Source organism: Catellatospora paridis, from assembly GCF_009720365.1.
Taxonomy (GTDB): Bacteria; Actinomycetota; Actinomycetes; order Mycobacteriales; family Micromonosporaceae; genus Catellatospora; species Catellatospora paridis.
In genome coordinates this window covers 673,077-696,644 of the sequence record NZ_ML769314.1, presented here as the reverse complement: position 1 = coordinate 696,644, position 23,568 = coordinate 673,077, and the positions used below count along the sequence as shown (strand labels likewise).

Here is a 23,568-nt window from a genome sequence, read left to right as displayed (position 1 = left end):
TGGCCGACATACCACCAATAACGGAATTTAAGCGCGAAAGACACCCATTCATCCGGGTGATACCCGCCACCCGGACGACCCCGACCGCTATTTTCGATCACGCCTGCCGGAGAATGGAACCATGCTTACCCGCCCCGATCTCCGTAACGTCGCTATCGTCGCGCACGTCGACCACGGCAAGACCACGCTCGTCGATGCCATGCTCACGCAGGCCGGCGCCTTTCACGCGCGCGCCGCGGCCGCCGATCGGGTCATGGACTCCGGCGACCTGGAGCGGGAGAAGGGCATCACGATCCTCGCCAAGAACACCGCCGTCAAGTACGTCGGCGAGAGCGGCGAGCAGGTCACCATCAACATCATCGACACGCCCGGCCACGCCGACTTCGGCGGTGAGGTCGAGCGCGGCCTGACCATGGTCGACGGCGTCATCCTGCTGGTGGACGCGTCCGAGGGCCCGCTGCCGCAGACCCGCTTCGTGCTGCGCAAGGCGCTCAAGGCCCGCATGCCGATCATCCTGGTCATCAACAAGGTCGACCGCCCCGACGCGCGGATCAAGGAGGTCGTGGACGACACCTACGAGCTCTTCCTCGACCTCGACGCCGACGAGGCCCAGATCGACTTCCCGATCGTGTACGCCTGCGCCCGCGACGGCATCGCCTCGCTGACCCAGCCCGAGGACGGCAAGATCCCGTCCGACAGCGACTCGCTGCAGCCGCTGTTCCAGACGCTGCTCGACACCATCCCGGCGCCGACCTTCACCGAGGGCGCGCCGCTGCAGGCGCACGTCACCAACCTCGACGCCTCGCCGTTCCTGGGCCGCCTCGCGCTGTGCCGGGTCCGCGAGGGCCGCATCCGCAAGGGCCAGACCGTCGTGTGGTGCAAGACCGACGGCACCCAGCAGAACGTGCGCATCTCCGAGCTGCTGATGACCGAGGCGCTGGAGCGCAAGCCGGCCGAGGAGGCGGGCCCCGGCGACATCATCGCCGTCGCCGGCATCGCCGACATCATGATCGGTGAGACCCTTGCCGACGCGGAGAACCCGATCCCGCTGCCGCTGATCACCGTCGACGAGCCCGCCATCTCGATGACCATCGGCACCAACACCTCGCCGCTGGTCGGCCGGGTCAAGGGCGCCAAGGTCACCGCGCGCATGGTCAAGGACCGGCTCGACAAGGAGCTGGTCGGCAACGTGTCGCTGCGGATCCTGCCGACCGAGCGCCCCGACGCCTGGGAGGTGCAGGGCCGCGGTGAGCTGGCGCTGGCCATCCTGGTCGAGCAGATGCGCCGGGAGTCGTACGAGCTGACCGTCGGCAAGCCGCAGGTGGTCACCAAGACCGTCGACGGCAAGCTGCACGAGCCGGTCGAGCGCCTCACCATCGACTCCCCCGAGGAGCACCTCGGCGTGATCACCCAGCTGCTGGCCACCCGCAAGGGCCGCATGGAGCAGATGGTCAACCACGGCACCGGCTGGATCCGGATGGAGTGGCTGGTCCCGGCCCGCGGCCTGATCGGCTTCCGGACCGAGTTCCTCACCGACACCCGCGGCACCGGCATCCTGCACCACGTCTTCGAGAAGTACGAGCCGTGGTTCGGCGAGCTGCGCACCCGCAACAACGGCTCGCTGGTCGCCGACCGCACCGGCGTGGTGACCGCCTTCGCGATGACCAACCTGCAGGAGCGCGGCACGCTGTTCGTCGAGCCGACCACCGAGGTGTACGAGGGCATGATCGTCGGCGAGAACTCGCGTTCCGACGACATGGACGTCAACATCACCAAGGAGAAGAAGCTCACCAACATGCGGGCGTCGACCTCCGACGAGACCGAGAAGCTGATCCCGCCGCGCAAGCTGTCGCTGGAGCAGGCCCTCGAGTTCTGCCGCGAGGACGAGTGCGTCGAGGTCACCCCGGCCGCCGTACGCATCCGCAAGGTCATCCTCGACCAGACCCAGCGCGGCCGCCTCGCCGCCCGCCGCAAGCACGCCTGACCCCAGGCCCCACAGGCCCCCGTCCGCACCCGCGGCCGGGGGCCTTTTCTCGTTGATCATGAACTTATGGCAGGGCTCGACGGCGTGTCGCTGCCACAACTTCATGATCAACATGCTGAGCGCAGGCTGTTGCGGTGGGGCTACCGGTGGGTATGCTGCGCGGACCCTTCACCCCTCGGGAGATCCACTATGCGCGCAGACCGGCTTGTGCTGGGCCTTTTCGGCGTGGCCTCGGTCCTCAACATCCTCGCCGCCGCCATCGGGAGCAGGCCGCTGGACTGGGCGAGCAAGCCGCTGCTGTTGCCGTTGCTGGCGCTGTGGTTCTTCCTGAACCAGCGGGCTCGCGGGGTGCGCCCGAACGCCGGGATCCTGGCCGCGCTGCTGTTCTCCTGGGCCGGTGACGTCGCGCTGCAGTTCGAGGGCAGCACCGCGTTCATCACCGGCATGGCGCTGTTCGGCACCGCGCACGTCTGCTACGTGACGACCTTCGTGCGCCACGGCGCGCTGGCGCGGATGCGCCGGCTGCCGATGCTGCTGGTGCCGATCGGGTACGCGGTCTTCCTGGTCGGCGCGCTGACCTGGCTGTGGCCCGCGCTGTCCGAGGCGGGGCTGGCGGTGCCGATGGCCGTATACGGCACGCTGCTGTCATCGACCGCCGCGCTGGCGGCGGCGTTCGGCTGGCGCACCGCCCTCGGCGGTGGCCTGTTCCTGATCTCCGACCTGCTGATCGCGGTGCGCGTCGCCGACGCGTTCACCATCCCCGGCCCGCCGGTCTGGGTGATGGTCACCTACATCGCGGCGCAGTTCCTGCTGGCCACCGGCTGGGCCGAGCGCCGCACGGCCTGATCGCGCCGGGCCGAGCGGTCAGGCCGCGTCCCGCAGTTTCGCGGAAACTGCGTGAATCGGGCTGGGCGAACGTGCACTTTCCCCGAAACTGCGCGGCCGGTGCGCCCGGACCCGGGTCCCGGCCGGTCAGCGGACCGGCCGGGACGGCGTCCGTCAGGACGGGTCGGGGTCGAGGCAGTAGATGTCGGTGCTGGTGGTGCGGCCGCGCCGGGTGTAGGTCTCCTCGACGTAGCCGGTCGCGCTGTCCGAGCACTGGCTCGGGCTGTCCACGACCTGGGTCACCATGCCCTCGTTCGGCTCGCTGCAGTCCACGAAATCGACCTCGGTCCCGCCCGCGGTGGAGACGACGCACTGCCCGATCTTGTTCTCCGCGCCGCCGGTCGCGATGGCGTACCCGATGGCGCCCACCACGGCGAGCGGGATGAGCAGGCCGACGATGGTGGCCCGCTGGTACACCGGCCTGCCCGGGTTCCACGGCATACCCGACGAGCCGTCGAGCGCGGGCGCCGGCTCGGTCAGGTTGTTCAGCTTGCGGCGGGCGAACAGGTTGTAGAGCAGGATGAACGGCGTGATGATGAACGACGCCCAACCCCACCAGCCCTGCACCAGGGTGCGGCTGGTCATGGTGCGGAAGATCGCCAGACCGCAGGTGCGGCAGTAGGTGCCGCGCTCCTTGAGGAACTGCATCACGAGGATCATGCCGCGGTGACCGCGGAAGGTCATCTCCGCCGCCGGACTGCATCCGCAGTTCTGACAGCGGTGGGTGCGGTCCGGGTGCGGGACCGGCGAGGAGAGGTGCGAGGGGATCAGTTCGGTCACGGCGCGGGACTCTAGTGCAGCCCGGGGCATGTCGCCGCCCCGTGGGTCGGTACGCTGCCAAACCGTGAACACGCTGCAGAGCCTCACGCCCGAACTCGACGCGTTCCCCGGCACCGCCTCGGTGTGGTGCGGCCGGCTGGACGGGCCCGCGGTGTTCGCCCGCGCCGAGCACGAGCTGCACTACGCCGCCAGCACCATGAAGGTCGGCGTGATGGCGGCCGCCTGGCGGGCCGCCGAGGCCGGCCGGCTCGACCTGGACGCAGAGATCGCGGTGCACAACGAGCACGTCTCGGCCGCCCCCGGCGGCCCGGCCTACGCCAACGACCCGGCGTACGACAGCGACCAGCAGGTCTGGGATCGCCTGGGCGGCCGGGCGCCGCTGCGCTGGCTGATCGACCGGATGATCGTGCGGTCGTCCAACCTCGCCACCAACCTGGTGCTGGGTGCGCTGGGCCCGAACGAGCAGGCGTTCGCGCAGGTCAACGAGGTGTGGCAGCTGGCCGGGGCGACCCGGGCGCACACCGACCGCGGCATCGAGGACTACCCGGCGCGCGACGGCGGGATCAGCAACGAGGTCACCGCCGCCGACCTGGCCGCGCTGTTCGGCGCGCTGGCCGGAAACCGGCTGGCGTCGGCCGCCGGGTCGGCCGCGATGATCGACGTGCTGACCGCGCAGCAGTGCCGCGACGACCTGCACCTGGGCCTGCCCGCGGGCACCCGGGTGGCGCTGAAGAACGGCTGGGTCACCGGCGAGCGGCACAGCAGTGCGCTGATCTTCCCGCCCGACGCCGCGCCCTACCTGCTGGCGGCCTGCACCACCGGCGATGTGTCCGACACGGACGCCTGCGCGCTGCTGGGCCGGGTCGCGGCGGCGAGCTGGGCACAACTCGGCATGAACTGACCATCGCGCTGGTCAGTCGTTACCGATCGGTGCTTCTGCAGCATCTGTTTCAGACGTAGGGTCGAAAGCGTGTCGATCACCGCAGTTCGCACGCGCCGGATCTCCGCGCCGCTGCACACCCCGTTCGTGACCGCGCTGCGCCGGGCCACCGCCGTGGAGACGCTGCTGGTGGAGGTGGTCGACGCTGACGGGCGGTCCGGCTTCGGCGAGGCTCCGCAGGTCTGGGCGGTGACCGGGGCGAGCCTGGCCGGCTCGCAGGCCTGCGTCGAGGAGATGATGGCGCCGCTGCTGGTGGGCCGCGATCCCGACGACCTGGCCGCGCGCTGCCGCGACGTCGCGCGGGCCGTGGTCGGCAACGAGGCCGCCAAGATGGCCGTCGAGATCGCGCTGCACGACCTGGCCGCGCGCCGTCTGGACATTCCGCTGGTACGCCTGCTCGGCGGCACGAACCTGACGGTGCCCACCGACGTGACGCTGTCCGCGGGCGAGCCGGGCGCGCTGGCCGTCACCGCCAAGCAGCGCCTGGCCGAGGGTTTCACGGTGCTGAAGCTGAAGGTCGGCACGGACGCCGCGGGCGACCTGGCCCGGGTCCGCGCCGTGTGCGACGCCCTGGAGCCGGGACTGAAGCTGCGCCTGGACGCCAACCAGGGCTGGACCCCGCGGGACGCGCTCAACATCATCAACCGCATCGCCGCCCTGGAACTGCCGGTCGAGCTGGTCGAGCAGCCCGTCGCCCGGCACGACCTGGACGGCCTGGCCTGGGTCAGCGCCCGCGCCGACCTGCCGATCATGGCGGACGAGTCGGTCTTCGGCGTACGCGACCTGGTCGAGGTGATCCGCCGCCGGGCGGCCGACCTGGTCAACGTGAAACTGGCCAAGAGCGGCGGCCTCACCACCGCGCGCACCCTGCTCGAGCTGGCCGCCGCGCACGGCCTGGGCACCTGCGTCGGCTCCATGATGGAGGGGCCGGTCGGCATCGGCGCGGCGGCGAGCCTGGTCGCGGCCCATCCGACCACGGTGGTCAGCGATCTCGACGCGGCCTGGTGGCTGGCGGAGTCGCCGGTCACCGGCGGCATCCGCTACGACGGCGCCACGGTGGTCCTGCCCGACGCCCCCGGCCTGGGCGTGTCGGTTCCGTCGCCGGGATCGGCCGAGTGAATCGAGGTCCGATATGAAGATCGCCACGGTGACCGCCCCGGTGGCGACGCTCTGGTCCCGCCCCGACGCGCCGCGTCCGGGCGTCGACGCGGCGGCGCTGGGCCCGCGCTGTGACCCCCGGTCCTGGGTGGCCGGCCTCGACGACACCGGGCGGATGTACACCGGCGTGCTCACCCAGCTGCTGCACGGCGAGCAGGTGCTGATCGAGGAGGTCCGCGACGGCTGGGCCCGGGTGGTCGCGACCGAGCAGCCCGCGGCCAAGCTCGACCCCCGGGGCTACCCAGGTTGGCTGCCGCTGGACCAGCTCAGCGTGCGCGAGACCGCCGACGGTGGCACGAGCGCGGTCGCGGCGCTCGAAGCGGCCCGTGCCTGGCGCGGCGTGCCCTACGTCTGGGGCGGCCTGACGCCGTACGGCATCGACTGCTCAGGGCTGGTGCACCTGGCGTTCCGGCAGCTCGGCGTGACCATGCCGCGTGACGCCGACGACCAGCGGGCCGCCACGGCGGACGTGCCGCTGGGCACCGAGCGCCCCGGCGACCTCTACTTCTTCGGCCCCGGCGACGGCACCGTCCAACACGTCGGCTTCGTGACCACACCGCCCAGCCCCGACAGCACCCGCCACATGCTCCACGCCTGCGGCGACGCCTACCTCGTCGTCGAGGAACCACTCCGCCCCACCCGCACCGCCACCCTGCTCAGCGCGGGCCGCGTCACCCCCTGACCAACCCCCATCCCCGCGACGATCTTGCGGGAACTGTGGGTACGACACACCCAAAGCGGGCGTATAGGCAACAGTTCGCGCAAGATCGTCGTGATCATGGGGCGGGCGGTGATGCGGGAGAGCCCCGCCCGGGAGGCCGGGGCGGGGCTCTTGAGGTCGAGTCGGGTCAGCCCACCGGGGTGGGGGACTTTTCCTCGTGGTTGTTCTTCTCCTCGCGGGAGGACTTGATCAGGCTGGCGACCGTGGCGATGGCCAGGATGCCGATGATCACGCCGAGTGAGACGCCGATGCTGATGTGCGGGACCGCGGTGATGGGCTCGCCGCCGTTGATGAACGGGACGTTGTTGCCCGCCAGGGCCTCCATGATCAGCTTCACGCCGATGAAGCCGAGCACCGCGGCCAGGCCCAGCGAGAGGTAGACCAGGCGGTCCAGCAGGCCGCCGAGCAGGAAGTACAGCTGGCGCAGGCCCATCAGGGCGAACACGTTGGCAGTGAAGACCAGGAAGGGTTCCTTGGTCAGGCCGAAGATCGCGGGGATGGAGTCGAGCGCGAAGATCAGGTCGGTGGTGCCGATCGCGATCATCACGATCAGCATCGGGGTGAAGAACCGCTTGCCGTTCTGCACCACGGTCATCTTCGCTTCGTTGTACTCCTTGCTGATCGGGAGCACCCGGCGGCTCCACCGGATCAGCGCGTTCTCCTTGAAGTCCGACTCGTCGCTCTCGCCGTGCTTGGTGAGGGTGTAGGCGGTGTAGATCAGGAAGACGCCGAAGATGTAGAACACCCACACGAACCGCGACACCAGCGCGGCGCCCGCGGCGATGAACGCACCGCGCATGATCAGCGCCAGCACGATGCCGATGAGCAGCACCTTCTGCTGGTATATCCGCGGCACCGCGAAGCGGCTCATGATGATCACAAAGACGAACAGGTTGTCCACGGAGAGGCTGTACTCGGTGACCCAGCCGGCGAAGAACTCCTGGCCGTACTGCGTGCCGTGGTTATAGAAGATCCAGCCGCCGAACGCGATCGCCAAGGCGACGTAGAAGACGACCCAACCGGTCGCCTCCTTCATCGACGGCTCATGCGGCCGCCGACCGATGATCATCAAGTCGAAGGTCAGCAGCGCCAGCAACCCGATGAGGGTGGCGGCCCATTCCCAAGTGGACACGTTCATATGAACAGACCTCCGGTCGGCATCATTTTTGCCCCGGAGGTCTCTCCTGCCACCGGCTTACTGCCGATGACCGACGATGCCGGGATCACACCAGGCCTCTGTTGGCCGGGGGGAGCCGTGCTGACGACACCGTCGTGAGGGATACTCCCCTCCCGCGTCTCTCTATTGTTTACCACGCGAACCTGTAAACCCAGACGGGGTCGCCCGCACGGACGCCCGAACGGGTCATCCGGGACGTCCGGCCAGGTCAGCCAAGTGGTGCCGCGAGCTCCCGACCCGTGCTCAACACCTGTTCGCACGCCGTCACCGCCGTCCGCAGCCGCTCCTCATGTGATCCCGACAACTCCACGACCGGCGCCGGCGACGCCGCGAGCACCTCGCGGAACCGTCCGGTCATCCAGCCCCGCAGGTGCTCGCCGTCGCGCAGCCCGTCGTCGTCGAAGGCGACCCCGACATGCGAGGTCAACAGGTACAGATCGGGACGACGGGCCAGCGCGCGCACCTGCGGTGACGAACTGCCCAGGTAACGCTCCTCCCAAACCTGGGTGGCCAGCGCGTCGGTGTCGCAGACCAGCAGCGGCGAACCCTGCCTGGCCGCGGCGTCCTCGGCCGCGGACTGGGCCCGGGCCACCGCGACGAAGTCGGCCCGGTCCCAGGCGACGTCGAACACCGTCGCCGCCGGGTCGGCCCCCCGGAGCGCGGCCAGCTTGCGCTCCGTCAGCTCCCGGCCGTACTCGGGCACCCAGCGCGTGGCCGCCCAGACCCCGCCCCGCGCCGCGAAGTGAGCCGACAGCGCCGCGGCCATGGTGGTGGTGCCCGTCGACTCGGCCCCCAGCACCACCACCCGGCGGGTGAACCAGGCCCGCACCGGCGCGGACAGCATGGCCCAGTGCGCCACCGGATCGGCGCGCACCGCCGTGCCCGACACCGGGAACGCCAGGCGGGGCGTGTCGACCTCGACGTGCACCGCCCCGAACCGGCGGGCCAGCTCGTCGCCGTACTTCTCCGAGCTGAACACGGCGTCGACCGCCCGGCCGCCGACCGCCTCGCGGAACACGGCGCAGTGCGCGTCCCATACGGCCGGATCGTCGTAGTCCACCCGCAGGTCGTCGTAGCGGCCCGCGAAGCGCACCCACGGGGTGTCCGCGTGCTCCTCGCGCAGCCAGTCCAGCCGCGTCGCCAGCGGGATCGACTCCTGCCGCGAGGGCGCCACCACCACCGTGACCTCGGCGCACCAAGCGGCCGCCGCCCGGATCAGGTGGTGGTGGCCGGCGTGCGGCGGGTAGAACTTGCCCACCACCATGCCGTGGGCGTACGAGCGGCTCATGCCGCGGCCGGTGCCGGCACCCGGGCCCGCAGCGCGTTCTGCCAGGCCAGCAGGCCCGCCACGCACAGGCCCAGGAACACGACGTAGAGCGCGCCGGTCAGCCACAGGTCCTTGTAGAGGTACAGCGGAATGTAGATCAGGTCCGCGACGATCCAGATCCACCAGCTCTCCAGCTTCTTGCGGGTCTGCAGGTAGGTCGCGACGAGCGAGAGCACCGTGGTCAGCGCGTCGGCCAGCGGCACCGTCGAGTCGGTGACCCGGTCCAGCAGCAGCCACAGCCCGGCGGTCGCCGCCACGCCCGCCACCGCCAGCACGGTCCACTCGGCACGGGTCGTCCGGGACACCTCCAGCCGCCCGCCCCGGTCCCCGCCGCGCAGCCACTGCCACCAGCCGAGCAGGCCCAGCACCACGTAGAGGACCTGCAGGCCCGCATCGGCGTAGAGGCCGTAGGTGGCGAACACCACCATCAGCAGGAGCACGTTGAGGATGCCGACCGCCCAGTTGGCGACGTCCTGCCGCACCAGCAGCCACACGTTGAGCACGCCGGTCAGGAAGCCGAGCACCTCAGCCCAGGTCATCGGGGTGTCGCGCACCGTGAAAGCGATGCTGAGCAGCCAGTCGAGCATGGGCGACACCCTAGGGCACCCGCACCACGGCCGAACGGCCGTGCAAGGATCATCGCCATGGTGCTCGAGATCGCCCAGATCGACGTCCTGCCCGGCCAGGAGGACGGCTTCGCCGCAGCGTACGCGCAGGCCCGGCCCTGGCTCGCGAACACGGACGGCTGCCTCACCACCCGGATGACCCGCGGCATCGAGTCGCCGTCGCGGTTCGTGCTGCTGGTCGAGTGGGAGTCGGTGCAGGCCCACGAGGAGAACTTCCGGGCCACCGACCGTTTCGTGCAGTGGCGCACGATCCTCAGCCCGTTCTTCGCCAAGCCGCCGTTCGTCGAGCACTTCGCCGACGTTGTCGGTGAAGCATGAGGTTCTGCGCCGACGTGAACGTCGAAGGCTGAGCCGGCGCACCGGCACGGCCTGAGACCCGCAGCGAGCGCACCACCGATCATGACCGACCGCACCCTCACCACGTCCGACGGCGTGCCCGTCGACGCCCACCACGACCCGGGTGACCCCAACCTGGCGATCGTCGTCGCGCACGGCTTCACCGGCTCCTGGCGCCGCGAGGCCGTACGCCGCGCCGCCGGGATCTTCGGCCGGTCCGGCGGCGTGATCAGTTTCGACTTCCGCGGGCACGGCCGCTCCGGCGGCCTGTCCACGGTCGGCGACCTGGAGATCCACGACGTCGAGGCGGCCGTGGCCTGGGCCCGCGAGCTGGGCTACCGCCACATCGTCACGGTGGGCTTCTCGATGGGCGCGTCGGTGGTGGTGCGCCACGCGGCGCTGCTGCGCGGCGTCGACGCCGTGGTGGCCGTCAGCGGGCCGGCGCGCTGGTACTACCGGGGCACCCCGCCCATGCGGCGCGTGCACTGGGTCCTGGAACGGCGGCTGGGCCGGTTCGTGGGCCGGGTCGCGCTGCGCACCCGGATCGCGTCCGGCGGCTGGGACCCGGTGCCCGATCCGCCGTACGCCGTCGCGGGGCTCATCGCCCCGGTCCCGCTGCTGGTGGTGCACGGCGACGCCGACGCGTACTTCCCCGTCGAGCACGCCGAGCAGCTCTACGGCAACGCCGCCGAACCCAAGGAGCTGTGGCTGGAGCCGGGCTTCGGCCATGCCGAGAACGCCGCCCCCGACGAGCTGCTGGAGCGCATCGGCGCCTGGGTCGCCGCGCACGCCGCGAGCTGAATCCGGGGGCTGCGCCCGCGCCGTCCGTCCAACTAGGTTGGTGGGCATGAACGGGGACGAACGACTGGCACGAGCCCACGATCTGTACGAGAGCGCCGTCTTCGGCGGCGACACCACCGCGACCGAGACCGCCCACCGCGACCTGGACGGCCTCGAAGCCGACCTGGCCCTGGCCCGGGGGCGGCTGCTGCACGCCGACTTCCTGCACCGGCGTGACGAGGACCCGGGTGAGCTGCCCGCCTTCGAGCGCGCACTCGAGCTCTACACCCGGCTCGGCGACCTGCCCGGACAGAGCCAGGCGCTGTTCTGGCTCGGCTGCTTCCACCAGGTGGTGCGCGACGACGCGGGCACCGCCCGGCCGCTGCTGCAGCGCTCGTACGACCTGGCGCAGCAGGACGGGGACCGGCTCACGATGTCGTACGCGATCCGGCACCTGGGCTTCGCCGACCTGGAGGCGGGCGATCGGGCCGGGGGCCGCGAGAAGCTGGAGGAGTCCGCCCGGATCCGCCGCGAGCTGGACTTCCTGCCCGGGCTCGCGGCGGCGCAGCTGGCGCTCGCCCAGCTCGCCTACGAGGAGGACCGCGACGAGGAGGCGGCGGCACTGCTGGAGCAGGCCCGGGAGGCGGCTGCCCGCAGCCGCGCCCACGGCGTGCTCGCCTGGATCGACGCGGCCCGCGTCCGCATCTGATCCGCCGGGCTCCGACACATCGGGGCCGCGCACGTCGGCGCAGGAGCCGACGGATCAGCTCCTGCGCCGGGTGTGACCGCGTGCGGGCCGATCAGCCCGCCGCGGACCGGTCATCTGGTCGCCGCCATGACGGCGAGCAGGTGGTTGCGGACGGCCCGCACAGCCGGGTGGGACGGGTCCCACGCCGCCTCGGCGGCGACGTGCCGCTCCGCGGCCGTCAGCGATGGCGCGGCGGCCGCCTCTTCCGGCGTACGCGTGCGCCCGTGCCTGTGTTCGACCATCGAGACCTCCTCGGTGTCACCGAGGGCGTTCGACACACCGCAGCGAAGCAGCCCGGAGTACGCGGTTCACGAACCGCCCCACTGCATGTGGGCGTCGTGCCTGTTCCGTTGGGGAAGAACGGCGCTCCACATCGACCGCCGGTCACGGAACGAGCCCGCCCTTGCGTCTCCTATGACCGCACTGCCGGTGCCGAAACCTTTCCGTCACATCCGATTCGCACCGATCGATTGCGGCGGCGGTCAGGCGGCGCGGGTGAACCGGGCGCGGCGGCCGAGAGTGGTGAAGCCGAGGCGGTGGTAGAGACCGGCCGCGCCCGGGTTGTTGACGTTCACGTCGAGCAGCATCTCGGACGCGCCGTCGGTGGCGGCCGCGCGCAGGGCGGCGACCGTCAGCGCCGCGCCGACACCCCGGCCGCGGGCCGCGGGGGTGGTGCCGACCTGCACCAGCCAGCCGTCGCCGCAGACCACGAAGCCGAGGTCGGCACCGTCCGGGCCGACCGCGAGCAGCGACCACGGCGGGCGGAAGTCGTCGTCGACCAGCCAGCCGGTCCACTGGTCCAGGTCCCAGTCCGGGAACCCGGGCCGCTCGGCGAACGCCGCCCGGTATGCCGCGTGGAAGCGGCTCACCGTGTCCGGGGCCCAGCCGACGAGGCGGACACCGTCGGGCGGCACGACGTCGGGAATCTCCTTGAGGTCGTGGCGCATCACGTCCTCGGCGAACGACCGGGTCAGCCCACGGCTGGCGAACAGGGCCGCGGCGGCGTCGGTCAGCGACTCGGTCTCGACGACCTCGGCCCCGGCCAGGCACCAGTCCAGCGCGGCCGCGCCCAGGCCGCGCCCACGGGCGGCCGGGTCCACCAGCGCGGTGCCGGTGACCGTGCTGCCGGTGGGCCGGATCGCGGCAGCCGCGACGAGCGTGCCGTCGGGGTCGTACGCGCCGATGGCGAGCCCGCCCTCGGCGGCGTAACGCCGCGCCGTGAAGCCCTCGCCCGCGGCCAGCGGCAGCCCGCCGTCGACGGACAGGCAACGGGCGGCCAGGCGGGACACGGCCGGCACGGCGTCGGCGGCCAGCGGGGCGAAGAGGGAGTCAGCGTCGGTCACGGGACCGGAGCCTAGACGAGTTCGAAGCCGACGGCACTGGATTTGCCGCGGCCGGCAGCCCGCCTGCCACGGGTCGGCGGCCGCCGCCGGGATCCACACCAGACCTGCACCGGTTCTGCACATAACGCCCGCCACGGTGTGCTGGGCTCGGTGCATGACCTCGTTCACGCCCGCCGCGACAGCGGCACCGGACCCGATCCAGTACCTCGACACCGTGGCGCGCACCCCCGTCGGCCTCGACTACAAACAGCGGCTCATCGACCTGCTGCGGCCACAGGCCGGGCAGACGGTGCTCGACATCGGCTGCGGCCCGGGCACCGACCTGTCCCGGCTCGCCGAGGCGGTCACCGGCACCGGCGCCGTCATCGGGGTCGACGATGATCCGGCCATGCTGGCCGAGGCCCGCCGGCGGCTCGCGCACCGGCCGGGTATCGAGGTCCGCCTCGGCGACGCCCACGAACTCCCGCTGGCCGACGCGAGCGTCGACCGGGCCAAGGTGGACCGGGTGCTGCAGCATCTGGCCGACCCGGGCCGGGCGGTGGCCGAGGCGCGCCGGGTGCTGCGCCGCGGTGGCGTGTTCGCGATGGCCGAGCCGGACTGGGACACGCTCACCGTCGCCGACGAGGACGTGGAGACGAGTCGCTGCTTCGCCCGGTTCACGGCGGGCCGGGTCCGCAACGCGACCATCGGCCGCCGTCTGGTGAGCCTGGCGGCACGGGCCGGGTTCGGGATCGGCTCGGTGCAGGCGACAGTGGCGCTCTACCGCGACTTCCAGGCCGCCGACCAGGTGCTCGGCCTGCGGCGCAACACCGCCCGCGCAGTCCGGGACGGGGTGATGGCCGACGAGGTGGCTCGGCCGTGGCTGGCCCGCCTGGAGCGCGAGCCGTTCCTGGCCGGTTTCACGTTCTACCTGGTCACCGCCGAGGCCTGAGCAGCGTGCAGCGGCGCACCCGCCACGAGGGGCCGTGGCGGGTGCGCCGTCCGGGCTCAGCCGAGCACGCAGGTGGCACCGTTCAGGGTGAAGGTCGCCGGCTTGGCGTTGGTCCCGCTCCAACTGCTGAGGAAGCCGAAGGAGGCGGTGCCGCCGTTCGCGGCGATGGCGCCGTTCCAGGCCGCGTTGGTGATCGTCACGTTCGCGCCGCTCTGCGCGTACGTGCTGCTCCAGGACTGGTTGACGACCTGGCCGTTGGCGAAGGTCCAGCGCAGCGCCCAGCCGTTGACCGCCGCCGGGCCGCCATTGGTGATCACCACGTCTGCCTGGAACCCGGTGTTCCACTGGTTGGTGACGGTGTACTTCACCCGGCAGCCGCCGGTCGACGGCGAGGCGCTGGCCGACGGGCTCGGCGAGGCGCTGGGACTCGGCGACGCCGACGGACTGCGCGACGCGCTCGGGCTCGGGCTCGGGCTCGGCGAGGCACTGGCGCTCGGCGACGCCGACGGACTGCGCGACGCGCTCGGGCTGGGCGCAGCCGACGCGCTCGGCGAGGCCGGCCCGGACGCCGTCGGCGAGGCCGCGCCGATCACGGCCCAGTACGCCGGCTTGGCCTGCAGCTGCACGTCGAACAGCAGCGGGAAGTCCTTGCGGCTCACCGGGTAGCTGTCCAGCCAGGTCTCGTCGTCGGCCAGGCCCCAGAACGTCACCGAGGTGATGTTCGCCTTGTACTTGCGATACACGTCGAACCAGGCCTTGTACCGCGCGGCCTGGCTGGTGAGCCGGTCCGCGGGCGGCGTGGTGAAGCTCTCCGAGCTGCTGGTGTAGATGCTGGTGTCCATCTCGGTGATCTGCTGCTCGACGCCGAGCGGAATGAAGGTGGCGATCATCGAGTCGGTCTCCGCGCCGGTCGGCCAGGAGATGTTGCCGTGCTGCTGGTGCCCCACCCCGTCGATCGGCACACCCTCGGCCTTGAGCTGCGCGACCAGGTTGTAGAGCTTGTCGCGCTTGGCGGCCACGTTGGTGTTGTAGTCGTTGATGAACAGCTTCGCGTTCGGCGCGACCTGCCGCGCGACCCGGAACGCGGTGCGGATGTAGTCCAGCCCGGTGATCGTGTACCAGGTGCTGCGGCGCAGCCCGTCGGACTGGTTCTCGTCGATGACCTCGTTGACCACGTCCCAGGCCGACACGTCGTCGGCGTAGCGGCCGCCGACCGCGCGGATGTGCGCCTCCAGCCGGGCCAGCAGCAGCGTCTTGTTGGCCGCGGTCGCGGTCATCGGCTGCCCGTTGGCGTCGTTGAACACCCACGCCGGGGTCTGGTTGTGCCAGACGAACGTGTGCCCACGCACCTTCATGCCGTTCGCCCGCGCGAACGCCACGATCGCGTCCGCGTCGGTGTAGGTGAACACCCCTTCGGTGGGCTCGGTCGCGTCCCACTTCATCGCGTTGCCCGCGGTCACCGAGTTGAAGTGCTTGGCCAGCAGCTGGCCGCGCTCGGCGAGCAGCTGCGGGCGGCCGACCGCCGCGCCGATCGGAAAGTCGCCGGCGAACACCGTCTTCAGCGACGGGATGTCGGTCTGGATCGGGCTCGGCGGCAGGTACGACAGGCTGAAGTCGTCGATGTGGAACGACGCCGTGCCGCTGACCGTCTCGACGTACACGGCGAAGAAGTCGGCGTCGTTGGCCAGCGTGTAGCCGCCGGTCAGCTGGGTCCAGCCGCCGTCGGTCACGGTGGTGCTGTTGACGACCTGCTCGTAGCTGGCGGTGCCCTGCCAGCGGCGTTCGACGCTCATCCGCAGCTGCACGCTGCCCGCGCCCGCGGCGGCGCGCGCCCAGACCGAGTACGTGTAGCGGGTGCCGCGGGTGACGGTGGACAGCAGGTCCCGGCTGGGGCCGTTCCAGGACGCGGTGCGCCCCGAGGTCAGCAGGCTGCGGCTGCCCGCGTGCGCGACGGCGGTGCTGTTCTCGACGACCTCGACGGTGCCGCGCCGGGCCCAGCTCTGGCCGGTTCCGTCTTCGAAGTCGCTGGTCAGCACGGTCACCGGGTCGGCGGCGCGGCCGGGGGTGGGAATGCTCGCGACCACGATCGCGAGCGCGGAGAGGGTCAGCATGAGCAGGGCGAGCGTGGCACGCCCTGCTCTGGAGGAGAGTGTGGGCACGGTGGGGATCCTGTTCCGGGAGGAGTCATGCGCGAACGGGACGCACACCACTGCCCTTGGTGGCCGGACCGACCACGCCGAGAAGGATCGCCGGAGCCCGGGGGCGATCGGCGTCGATGCTATGAGGTCCGGCGGGCCCCGTCAATCGACCGAGGTTTGCCTTTCCTCGCCCGCGGGTAGCACCGCGACATGAGCGCTGAGCTGCCACCACTACCGCCGTTGTCCCCCGAAGCCGAGGCCCAGTACACCCCCGCCGGGCAGAGCATCGTCGACATGCTGGCCGACGAGCACCGGCAGATCACCCGCCTGTCGGCGGAGCTGGCCACCGAGGCCCCGACCGCATCACCGGCCCGGCGGCGCCAGGTCGCCGAGGTGGTGACCGCGGTCGTCAGCCGGCACCTCGCCGCCGAGGAGCAGTATCTGCTGCCGACCGTGAAGCACCTGTTCCCCGACGGCGACGACTTGGTCTCCCGGGAGCTCGCCGAGGACGGCGCGATCCGCCAGGTGCTGCAGACGCTGTCGGTCATGCCGACCGAGGACGAGGGCTTCCAGAACCTCGTCCTGGAGGTCGACGCCCACCTGCGCCGCCACAAGCACACCGCCGACCGCCGCATCCACGGTCGGCTGAAGGAACTCGCCGACGACGACGAGCTGATCCGCCTGGGCAACCGGGCCGCGATCGCCGAGGAGGCGGCGGGCACCCGCCCCCACCCCAAGTCCCCCAGCACCCCGCCCTGGAACAAGGTCGTCGACCCGATGCTCGGCGTCGCCGACAAACTCCGCGACGCCGTCACCGGCCGCCCCACCTACCCCGACCAGCTCGACCCGAAGTGAGCCCCGCCCCACCCCCGCCGTTTACCGCGAAGATCGCTGTTTCAGGTCAGAAAGTGCGGCTGAGCCGCAGAAATCGACCTGAAACAGCGATCTTCGCTTTGCCAGGGGGCCGGTCAGGCGCCCGCGTCCATCTGGCGGAGTTCCTTCTTCAGTTCGGTGATCTCGTCGCGGATGCGGGCGGCCAGCTCGAACTGCAGCTCGGCCGCGGATGCCAGCATCTGGTCGGTCAGCTCCGTGATCAGCTTGGCCAGCTCGACGCGGGCCATGCCCTCGCTCGCGACGACCACCGCGCCGCGCTTCTCCGAGGTGGTGCGCGCCTTCGAGCGCGTGCCCGGCGTCGGGGCCTTGCCGCGCGACATCTGCCGACCCGAGCCGCCGATGATGTGCCCGCCCGGCCCGTGCCCGGCCAGCGCGTTCTCGGTGTCCTCGGCCTCGCGGTAGATGTCGTCGAGGATGTCGTGGATGCGCTTGCGCAGCGGCTGCGGGTCCACGCCGTGGGCCTCGTTGTGGGCCACCTGCTTGGCACGCCGCCGGTTCGTCTCGTCGATCGCCGACGCCATCGACGGAGTGATCTTGTCGGCGTACATGTGGACCTCGCCGGACACGTTGCGCGCGGCACGGCCGATGGTCTGGATCAGCGAGGTGCCGCTGCGCAGGAAGCCCTCCTTGTCCGCGTCGAGGATCGCCACCAGCGACACCTCGGGCAGGTCCAGGCCCTCGCGCAGCAGGTTGATGCCGACCAGCACGTCGAACTCGCCGATGCGCAGCTCCTTGAGCAGCTCCACCCGGCGCAGCGTGTCCACCTCGGAGTGCAGGTAGCGCACCCGGATGCCGTTCTCCAGCAGGTAGTCGGTGAGGTCTTCGGACATCTTCTTGGTCAGCGTGGTGACCAGCACCCGCTCGTCGCGCTCGGTGCGCACCCGGATCTCGTGCATCAGGTCGTCGATCTGGCCCTTGGTCGGCTTCACCACCACCTGCGGGTCGACCAGGCCGGTCGGGCGGATCACCTGCTCGACGAACTCGCCCTGGGCCTGCTTGAGCTCCCACGGCCCCGGGGTAGCGGACAGGAAGACCATCTGGCCCACCCGCTCCAGGAACTCGTCGAAGCGCAGCGGCCGGTTGTCCTGCGCGCTGGGCAGCCGGAAGCCGTGCTCGACCAGCACCCGCTTGCGGGAGGCGTCGCCCTCGTACATGCCGCCGATCTGCGGGATGGTCACGTGCGACTCGTCGATGACGGTCACGAAGTCGTCCGGGAAGTAGTCGAGCAGAGCGTGCGGGGGGCTGCCCTGCTCGCGGCCGTCGATGTGGCGCGAGTAGTTCTCGATGCCGTTGCAGAAGCCGACCTGGCGCATCATCTCCAGGTCGTACGTGGTGCGCATGCGCAGGCGCTGCGCCTCCAGCAGCTTGCCCTGCTGGTCGAGCTCGGCCAGGCGCTCCTCCAGCTCGGCCTCGATGCCGGTGATCGCCCGCTCCATGCGCTCGGGCCCGGCCGCGTAGTGCGTCGCCGGGAAGATCATCATCTGGTCGACGTCCTTGATCACGTCGCCGGTGAGCGGGTGCAGGTAGGACAGCCGCTCGATCTCGTCGCCGAAGAACTCGATGCGCAGCGCGAGTTCTTCGTACGCGGGAATGATCTCCAGGGTGTCGCCGCGGACCCGGAAGGTGCCCCGGTTGAACGCCATGTCGTTGCGCGCGTACTGGATCTCGACCAGGCGGCGCAGCAGCTTGTCCCGGTCGATCTCCTCGCCGACCTTGACCTTGACCGCGCGCTCCAGGTATTCCTGCGGGGTGCCCAGGCCGTAGATCGCGGAGACCGTGGCGACCACGATGACGTCGCGGCGGGTCAGCAGGGACATCGTCGCCGAGTGGCGCAGCCGCTCGACCTCCTCGTTGATCGAGGAGTCCTTCTCGATGTAGGTGTCCGTCTGCGGGATGTACGCCTCGGGCTGGTAGTAGTCGTAGTAGCTGACGAAGTACTCCACCGCGTTGTTGGGCATCAGTTCGCGGAACTCCTTGGCCAGCTGCGCGGCCAGGGTCTTGTTCGGGGCCATCACCAGCGCCGGGCGCTGCAGCTTCTCGATGAGCCAGGCCGTGGTCGCCGACTTGCCCGTGCCGGTCGCGCCCAGCAGCACCGAGTGCTTGTCGCCGCGGCGCACCCGCCTGGCGAGCTCCTCGATGGCGGCGGGCTGGTCACCGGCGGGCACATAGTCGCTGATGACCTGGAACGTCCCGTCCAGGCGGGGGATCGTGGCGGCAACGGTCTCACTCATGTGACCCAACCTACGCCCGGCGTGTGACACTCGCGCGAGCCGATGTGCAGGTACGCGGGGCTAGTGTGACGGTAGGTGAGTGACCGGCTCCAATATTGCGATTGTGTGTCATCAATCACCGCGATACCGTCGTGTGGTAGGCCGTTCGCGGCGGCCGTCCCAGGGAGACCGGACCTCCACACCGGCCGGTCGTCACCTCTGGCGCACCGGTAGCAGCCTCGATCCGCCCCACCGCAGGATCGATGAGCGCACCGCTGCGGTCGCGCACACTGTGTGCGCCGACCGGCCGCCGCGGGCGGTCTTGACGTATCCGCCCAGGCCCGGGCACCCGACGGCAACCCTGACCGGTTTGGCACGTCACCTCACCCCCGTCGGCCCGTTGCATTTGCCGTGGGAACCTCGACCAACGGACGACGCCGGATCCTCCATCTCCTCGCCGCGGGCGGGCTCCTGCTGGGCCTCACCGCGACCCTGACCGGTGGCCTGGCCTCCTGCTCGGCGGGCAAACCCGCCGCGGAGGCCAGCCGCCCGCTGAACAAGGGCGAACTCGAGCGCCTGGCCGGCATGCGCGCGCGCAACTTCGCCGACGGCCGGGTCGGCGTGCGCGGCACCATCGGGCCGGGCAGCCGCCAGACCAAGGTCGACGGCTGGGTCGACTGGAAACGCCAGCTGGTCTACCTGTCCGTGTCCGGGACCGGAGCCGGGGCGAGCACGGTGCTGATCCAGGCCACGCCCGGGGTGGTGGCGATGCGCCCCGGCGCGCTGCCCGCGCCCGCGGCATCGGGTCCCGCAACGGAGTCGGCCCGCGAGTCCGCCTCGCCCGCCGCCGTGGCGTCAACCGCCGCCGCGGCCGCGGTCCCCGCCGGAAAGCCGCCGCTGACCGCGCCGGAGGACGGCTGGCGGGTGCGCCCGCTGCAGCTCGGCGGCGACGAGGAGCGGCCGATCGACAACTTGGTCGCCTTCCTGTTCCTGCTGGCCAAGCAGGAGGCCGACCCGACCGGTCCACTCGGCGAGCTGCGCAACGAGTGGGTCCGCCGCGACACGTTCGAGGGCGCCCCGGTGGACGTCCTGCTCGGCCCGGCGCTGCTGCCGCAGGCCGCGCCCAGCGCGGCGCCGTCCCCCTCCGCCGTGTCCTCCCCCTCCGCGGTCGCCTCGGCCGGGGTGTCCGCCTCCGCGGCGACCGCGCCGCGCACGGAGGCGACCGCAGCGCCGTCCCCGGGCGACGAGTCTCCCGCCGCCTCCCCTGGGAGCGACGCCTCGGCTGGCACGGACCAGCCCGCCAACGCCAGCGGCAGCCCGTCCCCCGCCCCCGACCCGAAGTCCCTGGAGGCCAACGGCGGCGCGGTCGGCTACTGGCTGGACGCCAAAGGCTCGCTGGTACGCCTGGAGACGGTGCTCGGCGACGGCCTGCCGTCCGTGCTCGATCTGCAGCGCGGTCAGCAGCAGGAGTTCGTGCGCACGATGGCGCTCGGCGGGCGCGACCACAAGCCGACCGAGATCACCAAGGCCGAGGCGAAGGTGCTGTCGCAGCTGCGCCAGCGCAACCTGAAGGTCCGGGGTGGCGCGGTCACCGTGACCATGCCGGTCCTGCCCGGCGCGCTGCGGACCGGCAAGGGCTGGCTGGACTGGCAGAAGCGGCTGGCTTACCTGGCGGTGCGCGACGTCGACGATGAGAGCTACGACGTGCTGTTGCACGCCGACCGCACCGGCATCGCCATCCGCAAGCCCGGCAAGCGCGTACCCGAGCTGCCGCCGCTGCCCGCGCCGACGGGCAAGTGGGAGCGGGCCGAGTGGGTGGTGCTGGGCAGCTCCGGCGAGATCACGGACATGGACTACCTGATCTACGAGGCGCTGTCGCTGGCCGCGAACGTCCCGGACGACGCCGATCACATTCAGAAGCACGGCCGCCGGCTGCGCGTCGACGTGCTGAACAAGGTGCCGGTGGGCGTGTTCGAGCTGCCCAGTGCGGTCGAGACCAACGTGCCCGCGGGGCAGGCCCGGATGCGCTACTGGGTCGACAACGCCGGTGTGCTCCAGCGGCTGGAGCTGCGTACCGCCACGGGTGGTTTCGCCCAGCTCGACCTGGACCTGAGCGAGAAGCCGCCGAACCTGCCGATGAAGGTCAAATAGCCGGTCCCCCGGCTCCTCGAGGCCCGTGCCGCCGCTGCGGCGCGGGCCTCTTCCGTGCGGCGTGGCGCGGGCGGCGTCGTTCGCCGGGGCCGGGTCAGGGGAGCAGGCGGGTCTGCCAGACCTCGTCGACGGCGGCGCGCAGGTCGGCCAGGGTGCCCTCGTTGACGATCGCCACGTCGGCGGCGGCCCGGCGCTGCTCGTCGGTGGCCTGCGCCGCGATGCGCGCGTACGCCTCTGCCTCGGTCATGCCGCGGTCGCGCACCAGCCGGGCCACCCGGATCGCCTCGTCCGCGAAGACCACGATCACCAGTTCGTACTGCCCGGCCAGGCCCGCTTCGATCAGCAGCGGCACGTCGTTGACGACCACCGTGCCGGGCGGTGCGGCGGTGGCGAGCTCGGCGGTGCGGGCCCGTACGCGCGGGTGGATGATCGCCTCCAGGTCACGGCGGGCCGCCTCGTCGCCGAAGACGAGCTTGCCCAGCACGGGCCGGTCGAGCGCGCCGTCCGGCCCGAGCACCTGCGGCCCGAACCGCGCGACCACCTCGGCCAGCCCGTCCGTGCCCGGCGCGACGGCCTCCCGGGCCAGCCGGTCGGAGTCGATCACCACCGCGCCCAGCTCGGCCAGCCGCGCCGCCACCGCACTCTTACCGGATCCGATCCCGCCGGTCAGCCCCACCCATCGCACCGCCCCATGCTCGCACCCGCTGGCGCGCCCCGCCGCGCCGGGCCGGCACCCGCCAAGATCGTTCGACTTGCCTGGCAGATGCCGGGGGTACGCGAAGAGGGCGGCCCCCGACTCCACGGAGTCGGGGGCCGCCCTGCGTGCTACTCAGGCGTGAGGCGAACCTCAGGCCTTGCCGCCCGCGAGCTTCTCGCGAAGCGCGGCCAGGGCCTCGTCGGTGGCGAGGGTGCCGCTGGGCTCCTCCGCCGCCTTGGCCGGGGCCGGGGTCGAGGTCGACACGTTGCCGGACGGAACCTCGGACGCGGCAGCGGCGTCGGCCGCCCGCGAGGTCACGACCTGCTTGGTGTGCGCCTCCCAGCGCGCGCGGGCGTCAGCGTACTGAGCCTCCCACACCTCGCGCTGCTTGTCGTAGCCCTCGAGCCACTCACCCGTCTCCGGGTCGAAGCCCTCGGGGTAGATGTAGTTGCCCTCGTTGTCGTACGTCGCGGCCATGCCGTAGAGGGTCGGGTCGAAGTGCTCCTCGCCCTCGACGAAGCCCTCGTTGGCCTGCTTGAGCGACAGCGAGATGCGGCGACGCTCGAGGTCGATGTCGATGACCTTGACCATCACGTCGGAGCCGACCTGAACGACCTGCTCCGGGATCTCCACGTGGCGCTCGGCCAGCTCGGAGATGTGCACCAGGCCCTCGATGCCGTCCTCGACCCGGACGAACGCACCGAACGGCACCAGCTTGGTGACCTTACCCGGCACGATCTGCGTGATCGCGTGGGTACGGGCGAACTGACGCCACGGGTCCTCCTGGGTCGCCTTGAGCGACAGGGAGACGCGCTCGCGGTCCAGGTCCACGTCGAGAACCTCGACCTCGACCTCGGTGCCGACCTCGACGACCTCGGACGGGTGGTCGATGTGCTTCCAGGACAGCTCCGACACGTGCACCAGGCCGTCCACGCCGCCCAGGTCCACGAAGGCGCCGAAGTTGACGATCGAGGACACGACGCCCTTGCGGACCTGGCCCTTCTGGAGCTTGTTCAGGAACTCGGTGCGCACCTCGGACTGGGTCTGCTCGAGGTAGGCCCGGCGGGACAGGACCACGTTGTTGCGGTTCTTGTCCAGCTCGATGATCTTCGCCTCGAGCTCGCGGCCGACGTACGGCTGCAGGTCACGGACGCGGCGCATCTCGACGAGCGAGGCCGGCAGGAAGCCCCGCAGGCCGATGTCGAGGATGAGGCCACCCTTGACCACCTCGATGACGGAGCCACGGACGACGCCGTCGTCTTCCTTGATCTTCTCGATGGTGCCCCACGCACGCTCGTACTGCGCGCGCTTCTTGGAGAGGATCAGACGCCCCTCCTTGTCCTCCTTCTGGAGAACCAGGGCCTCGATGTGATCTCCGACGGAGACGACCTCAGCAGGGTCCACATCGTGCTTGATCGACAACTCGCGCGAGGGGATGACGCCCTCGGTCTTGTAGCCGATGTCGAGCAGGACCTCGTCCCGGTCGACCTTGACGACGGTGCCTTCGACAATGTCGCCGTCGTTGAAGTACTTGATGGTCTCGTCAATCGCGGCGAGGAATGCCTCCTCAGAGCCGAGATCGTCGATGGTGACCCTGTTGGCGCTCGAGGTGGCCTCGATGCTGCTCGTCATGTGGACTGTTGCTCCGTCGGATGGATGTTCAGTGTGACCCAGTGGGTGTTCCACTGCCGCTCCCGCTCGCCTACGCTCCGGTCAGTTCCGGCGCGCTACGGGTCTGCTCC

General features: G+C 71.2%; 20 protein-coding genes and 1 pseudogene. 11 read left to right on the top strand and 10 right to left on the bottom strand.

What is annotated here, in order from left to right:
* The first annotated feature begins 121 nt into the window (after window positions 1-121).
* Window positions 122-1,984: a translational GTPase TypA gene (gene typA, locus F9C41_RS12200; RefSeq protein WP_155386782.1), complete on the top strand. Its 1,863-nt coding sequence runs from the start codon at window positions 122-124 to the stop codon at window positions 1,982-1,984.
* Between the two features lie 189 nt (window positions 1,985-2,173).
* The gene (locus F9C41_RS12195; protein WP_155386781.1) at window positions 2,174-2,830 is read left to right on the top strand and encodes a lysoplasmalogenase; all 657 of its coding nucleotides are present in this window, start codon (window positions 2,174-2,176) and stop codon (window positions 2,828-2,830) included.
* A gap of 153 nt (window positions 2,831-2,983) precedes the next feature.
* On the opposite strand, the gene F9C41_RS12190 is transcribed toward F9C41_RS12195, so the two are convergent.
* Window positions 2,984-3,649: a hypothetical protein gene (locus F9C41_RS12190; RefSeq protein ID WP_155386780.1), complete on the bottom strand. Its 666-nt coding sequence runs from the start codon at window positions 3,647-3,649 to the stop codon at window positions 2,984-2,986.
* 64 nt (window positions 3,650-3,713) lie between these two features.
* Here F9C41_RS12190 and F9C41_RS12185 point away from each other — a divergent pair, with 64 nt between their 5' ends.
* The 3 genes from F9C41_RS12185 (at window position 3,714) to F9C41_RS12175 (ending at window position 6,429) form a co-directional block, all read left to right on the top strand.
* Complete coding sequence (locus F9C41_RS12185) at window positions 3,714-4,550, top strand: serine hydrolase (protein WP_230689516.1); 837 nt, start codon at window positions 3,714-3,716, stop codon at window positions 4,548-4,550.
* Between the two features lie 69 nt (window positions 4,551-4,619).
* Window positions 4,620-5,708 (top strand): mandelate racemase/muconate lactonizing enzyme family protein, encoded by a 1,089-nt coding sequence (locus F9C41_RS12180; protein ID WP_155386778.1) that lies wholly within the window; start codon window positions 4,620-4,622, stop codon window positions 5,706-5,708.
* A 13-nt stretch (window positions 5,709-5,721) separates the two neighbouring features.
* Window positions 5,722-6,429, top strand: a complete 708-nt coding sequence (locus F9C41_RS12175; RefSeq protein WP_155386777.1) for a C40 family peptidase — start codon at window positions 5,722-5,724, stop codon at window positions 6,427-6,429.
* 166 nt (window positions 6,430-6,595) lie between these two features.
* Here F9C41_RS12175 and F9C41_RS12170 read toward each other — a convergent pair whose 3' ends face one another.
* The 3 genes from F9C41_RS12170 to pnuC form a co-directional block, all read right to left on the bottom strand.
* Window positions 6,596-7,606 carry a TerC family protein gene (locus tag F9C41_RS12170; protein WP_155386776.1) on the bottom strand — a complete coding sequence of 337 codons (1,011 nt, stop codon included), beginning with the start codon at window positions 7,604-7,606 and terminating at the stop codon, window positions 6,596-6,598.
* 247 nt (window positions 7,607-7,853) lie between these two features.
* Complete coding sequence (locus F9C41_RS12165) at window positions 7,854-8,933, bottom strand: AAA family ATPase (protein ID WP_230689515.1); 1,080 nt, start codon at window positions 8,931-8,933, stop codon at window positions 7,854-7,856.
* Window positions 8,930-9,559 carry a nicotinamide riboside transporter PnuC gene (gene pnuC, locus F9C41_RS12160; protein WP_155386775.1) on the bottom strand — a complete coding sequence of 210 codons (630 nt, stop codon included), beginning with the start codon at window positions 9,557-9,559 and terminating at the stop codon, window positions 8,930-8,932. Before pnuC ends, F9C41_RS12165 begins: the two co-directional genes overlap by 4 nt.
* A 57-nt stretch (window positions 9,560-9,616) precedes the next feature.
* On the opposite strand from pnuC, the gene F9C41_RS12155 reads away from it, so the two are divergent.
* From F9C41_RS12155 to F9C41_RS12145, 3 genes are all read left to right on the top strand, one after another.
* Window positions 9,617-9,916 carry an antibiotic biosynthesis monooxygenase family protein gene (locus F9C41_RS12155; RefSeq protein ID WP_155386774.1) on the top strand — a complete coding sequence of 100 codons (300 nt, stop codon included), beginning with the start codon at window positions 9,617-9,619 and terminating at the stop codon, window positions 9,914-9,916.
* Between the two features lie 81 nt (window positions 9,917-9,997).
* Window positions 9,998-10,735 carry an alpha/beta hydrolase gene (locus tag F9C41_RS12150; protein ID WP_155386773.1) on the top strand — a complete coding sequence of 246 codons (738 nt, stop codon included), beginning with the start codon at window positions 9,998-10,000 and terminating at the stop codon, window positions 10,733-10,735.
* A 46-nt stretch (window positions 10,736-10,781) separates the two neighbouring features.
* On the top strand, window positions 10,782-11,423 hold the full coding sequence (locus F9C41_RS12145) for a tetratricopeptide repeat protein (RefSeq protein ID WP_155386772.1): 642 nt from the start codon (window positions 10,782-10,784) through the stop codon (window positions 11,421-11,423).
* 110 nt (window positions 11,424-11,533) lie between these two features.
* On the opposite strand, the gene F9C41_RS12140 is transcribed toward F9C41_RS12145, so the two are convergent.
* Both F9C41_RS12140 and F9C41_RS12135 read right to left on the bottom strand, forming a co-directional pair.
* Window positions 11,534-11,704 (bottom strand): hypothetical protein, encoded by a 171-nt coding sequence (locus F9C41_RS12140; RefSeq protein WP_155386771.1) that lies wholly within the window; start codon window positions 11,702-11,704, stop codon window positions 11,534-11,536.
* A gap of 240 nt (window positions 11,705-11,944) precedes the next feature.
* On the bottom strand, window positions 11,945-12,805 hold the full coding sequence (locus F9C41_RS12135; protein WP_155386770.1) for a GNAT family N-acetyltransferase: 861 nt from the start codon (window positions 12,803-12,805) through the stop codon (window positions 11,945-11,947).
* Between the two features lie 154 nt (window positions 12,806-12,959).
* Here F9C41_RS12135 and F9C41_RS12130 point away from each other — a divergent pair, with 154 nt between their 5' ends.
* On the top strand, window positions 12,960-13,736 hold the full coding sequence (locus F9C41_RS12130; RefSeq protein ID WP_155386769.1) for a methyltransferase domain-containing protein: 777 nt from the start codon (window positions 12,960-12,962) through the stop codon (window positions 13,734-13,736).
* Between the two features lie 56 nt (window positions 13,737-13,792).
* On the opposite strand, the gene F9C41_RS12125 is transcribed toward F9C41_RS12130, so the two are convergent.
* A complete protein-coding gene (locus tag F9C41_RS12125; protein WP_230689514.1) occupies window positions 13,793-15,895 on the bottom strand; it encodes an endo-1,4-beta-xylanase in 2,103 nt (700 codons plus the stop codon).
* A gap of 189 nt (window positions 15,896-16,084) precedes the next feature.
* On the opposite strand from F9C41_RS12125, the gene F9C41_RS12120 reads away from it, so the two are divergent.
* Window positions 16,085-16,729 carry a hemerythrin domain-containing protein gene (locus tag F9C41_RS12120; RefSeq protein ID WP_155386768.1) on the top strand — a complete coding sequence of 215 codons (645 nt, stop codon included), beginning with the start codon at window positions 16,085-16,087 and terminating at the stop codon, window positions 16,727-16,729.
* Between the two features lie 113 nt (window positions 16,730-16,842).
* Here F9C41_RS12120 and uvrB read toward each other — a convergent pair whose 3' ends face one another.
* Window positions 16,843-18,999, bottom strand: a complete 2,157-nt coding sequence (gene uvrB, locus F9C41_RS12115; RefSeq protein WP_155386767.1) for an excinuclease ABC subunit UvrB — start codon at window positions 18,997-18,999, stop codon at window positions 16,843-16,845.
* 390 nt (window positions 19,000-19,389) lie between these two features.
* Here uvrB and F9C41_RS12110 point away from each other — a divergent pair, with 390 nt between their 5' ends.
* Window positions 19,390-21,129, top strand: coding sequence for a hypothetical protein (locus F9C41_RS12110; RefSeq protein WP_155386766.1), 1,740 nt, complete (start codon window positions 19,390-19,392; stop codon window positions 21,127-21,129).
* Window positions 21,130-21,226: 97 nt separating this feature from the next.
* Here the strand turns inward: F9C41_RS12110 and coaE are convergent.
* Both coaE and rpsA read right to left on the bottom strand, forming a co-directional pair.
* A pseudogene (gene coaE / locus F9C41_RS12105) lies at window positions 21,227-21,814 on the bottom strand (dephospho-CoA kinase); the annotation flags it as partial.
* 162 nt (window positions 21,815-21,976) lie between these two features.
* Entirely contained in the window at window positions 21,977-23,458 is a 1,482-nt protein-coding gene (gene rpsA / locus F9C41_RS12100) for a 30S ribosomal protein S1 (RefSeq protein ID WP_155386764.1), read from the bottom strand.
* Window positions 23,459-23,568: the final 110 nt, after the last annotated feature.

What these genes read in the sequence shown, in the direction of transcription:
- typA (WP_155386782.1), top strand. Translation starts at nt 122, where the DNA reads ATGCTTACCCGCCCCGATCTCCGTAACGTCGCTATCGTCGCGCACGTC.
- F9C41_RS12195 (WP_155386781.1), top strand. Translation starts at nt 2,174, where the DNA reads ATGCGCGCAGACCGGCTTGTGCTGGGCCTTTTCGGCGTGGCCTCGGTC.
- F9C41_RS12175 (WP_155386777.1), top strand. Translation starts at nt 5,722, where the DNA reads ATGAAGATCGCCACGGTGACCGCCCCGGTGGCGACGCTCTGGTCCCGC.
- F9C41_RS12170 (WP_155386776.1), bottom strand. Translation starts at nt 7,606, where the DNA reads ATGAACGTGTCCACTTGGGAATGGGCCGCCACCCTCATCGGGTTGCTG.
- F9C41_RS12165 (WP_230689515.1), bottom strand. Translation starts at nt 8,933, where the DNA reads ATGAGCCGCTCGTACGCCCACGGCATGGTGGTGGGCAAGTTCTACCCG.
- pnuC (WP_155386775.1), bottom strand. Translation starts at nt 9,559, where the DNA reads ATGCTCGACTGGCTGCTCAGCATCGCTTTCACGGTGCGCGACACCCCG.
- F9C41_RS12155 (WP_155386774.1), top strand. Translation starts at nt 9,617, where the DNA reads ATGGTGCTCGAGATCGCCCAGATCGACGTCCTGCCCGGCCAGGAGGAC.
- F9C41_RS12150 (WP_155386773.1), top strand. Translation starts at nt 9,998, where the DNA reads ATGACCGACCGCACCCTCACCACGTCCGACGGCGTGCCCGTCGACGCC.
- F9C41_RS12145 (WP_155386772.1), top strand. Translation starts at nt 10,782, where the DNA reads ATGAACGGGGACGAACGACTGGCACGAGCCCACGATCTGTACGAGAGC.
- F9C41_RS12140 (WP_155386771.1), bottom strand. Translation starts at nt 11,704, where the DNA reads ATGGTCGAACACAGGCACGGGCGCACGCGTACGCCGGAAGAGGCGGCC.
- F9C41_RS12130 (WP_155386769.1), top strand. Translation starts at nt 12,960, where the DNA reads ATGACCTCGTTCACGCCCGCCGCGACAGCGGCACCGGACCCGATCCAG.
- F9C41_RS12120 (WP_155386768.1), top strand. Translation starts at nt 16,085, where the DNA reads ATGAGCGCTGAGCTGCCACCACTACCGCCGTTGTCCCCCGAAGCCGAG.
- uvrB (WP_155386767.1), bottom strand. Translation starts at nt 18,999, where the DNA reads ATGAGTGAGACCGTTGCCGCCACGATCCCCCGCCTGGACGGGACGTTC.
- rpsA (WP_155386764.1), bottom strand. Translation starts at nt 23,458, where the DNA reads ATGACGAGCAGCATCGAGGCCACCTCGAGCGCCAACAGGGTCACCATC.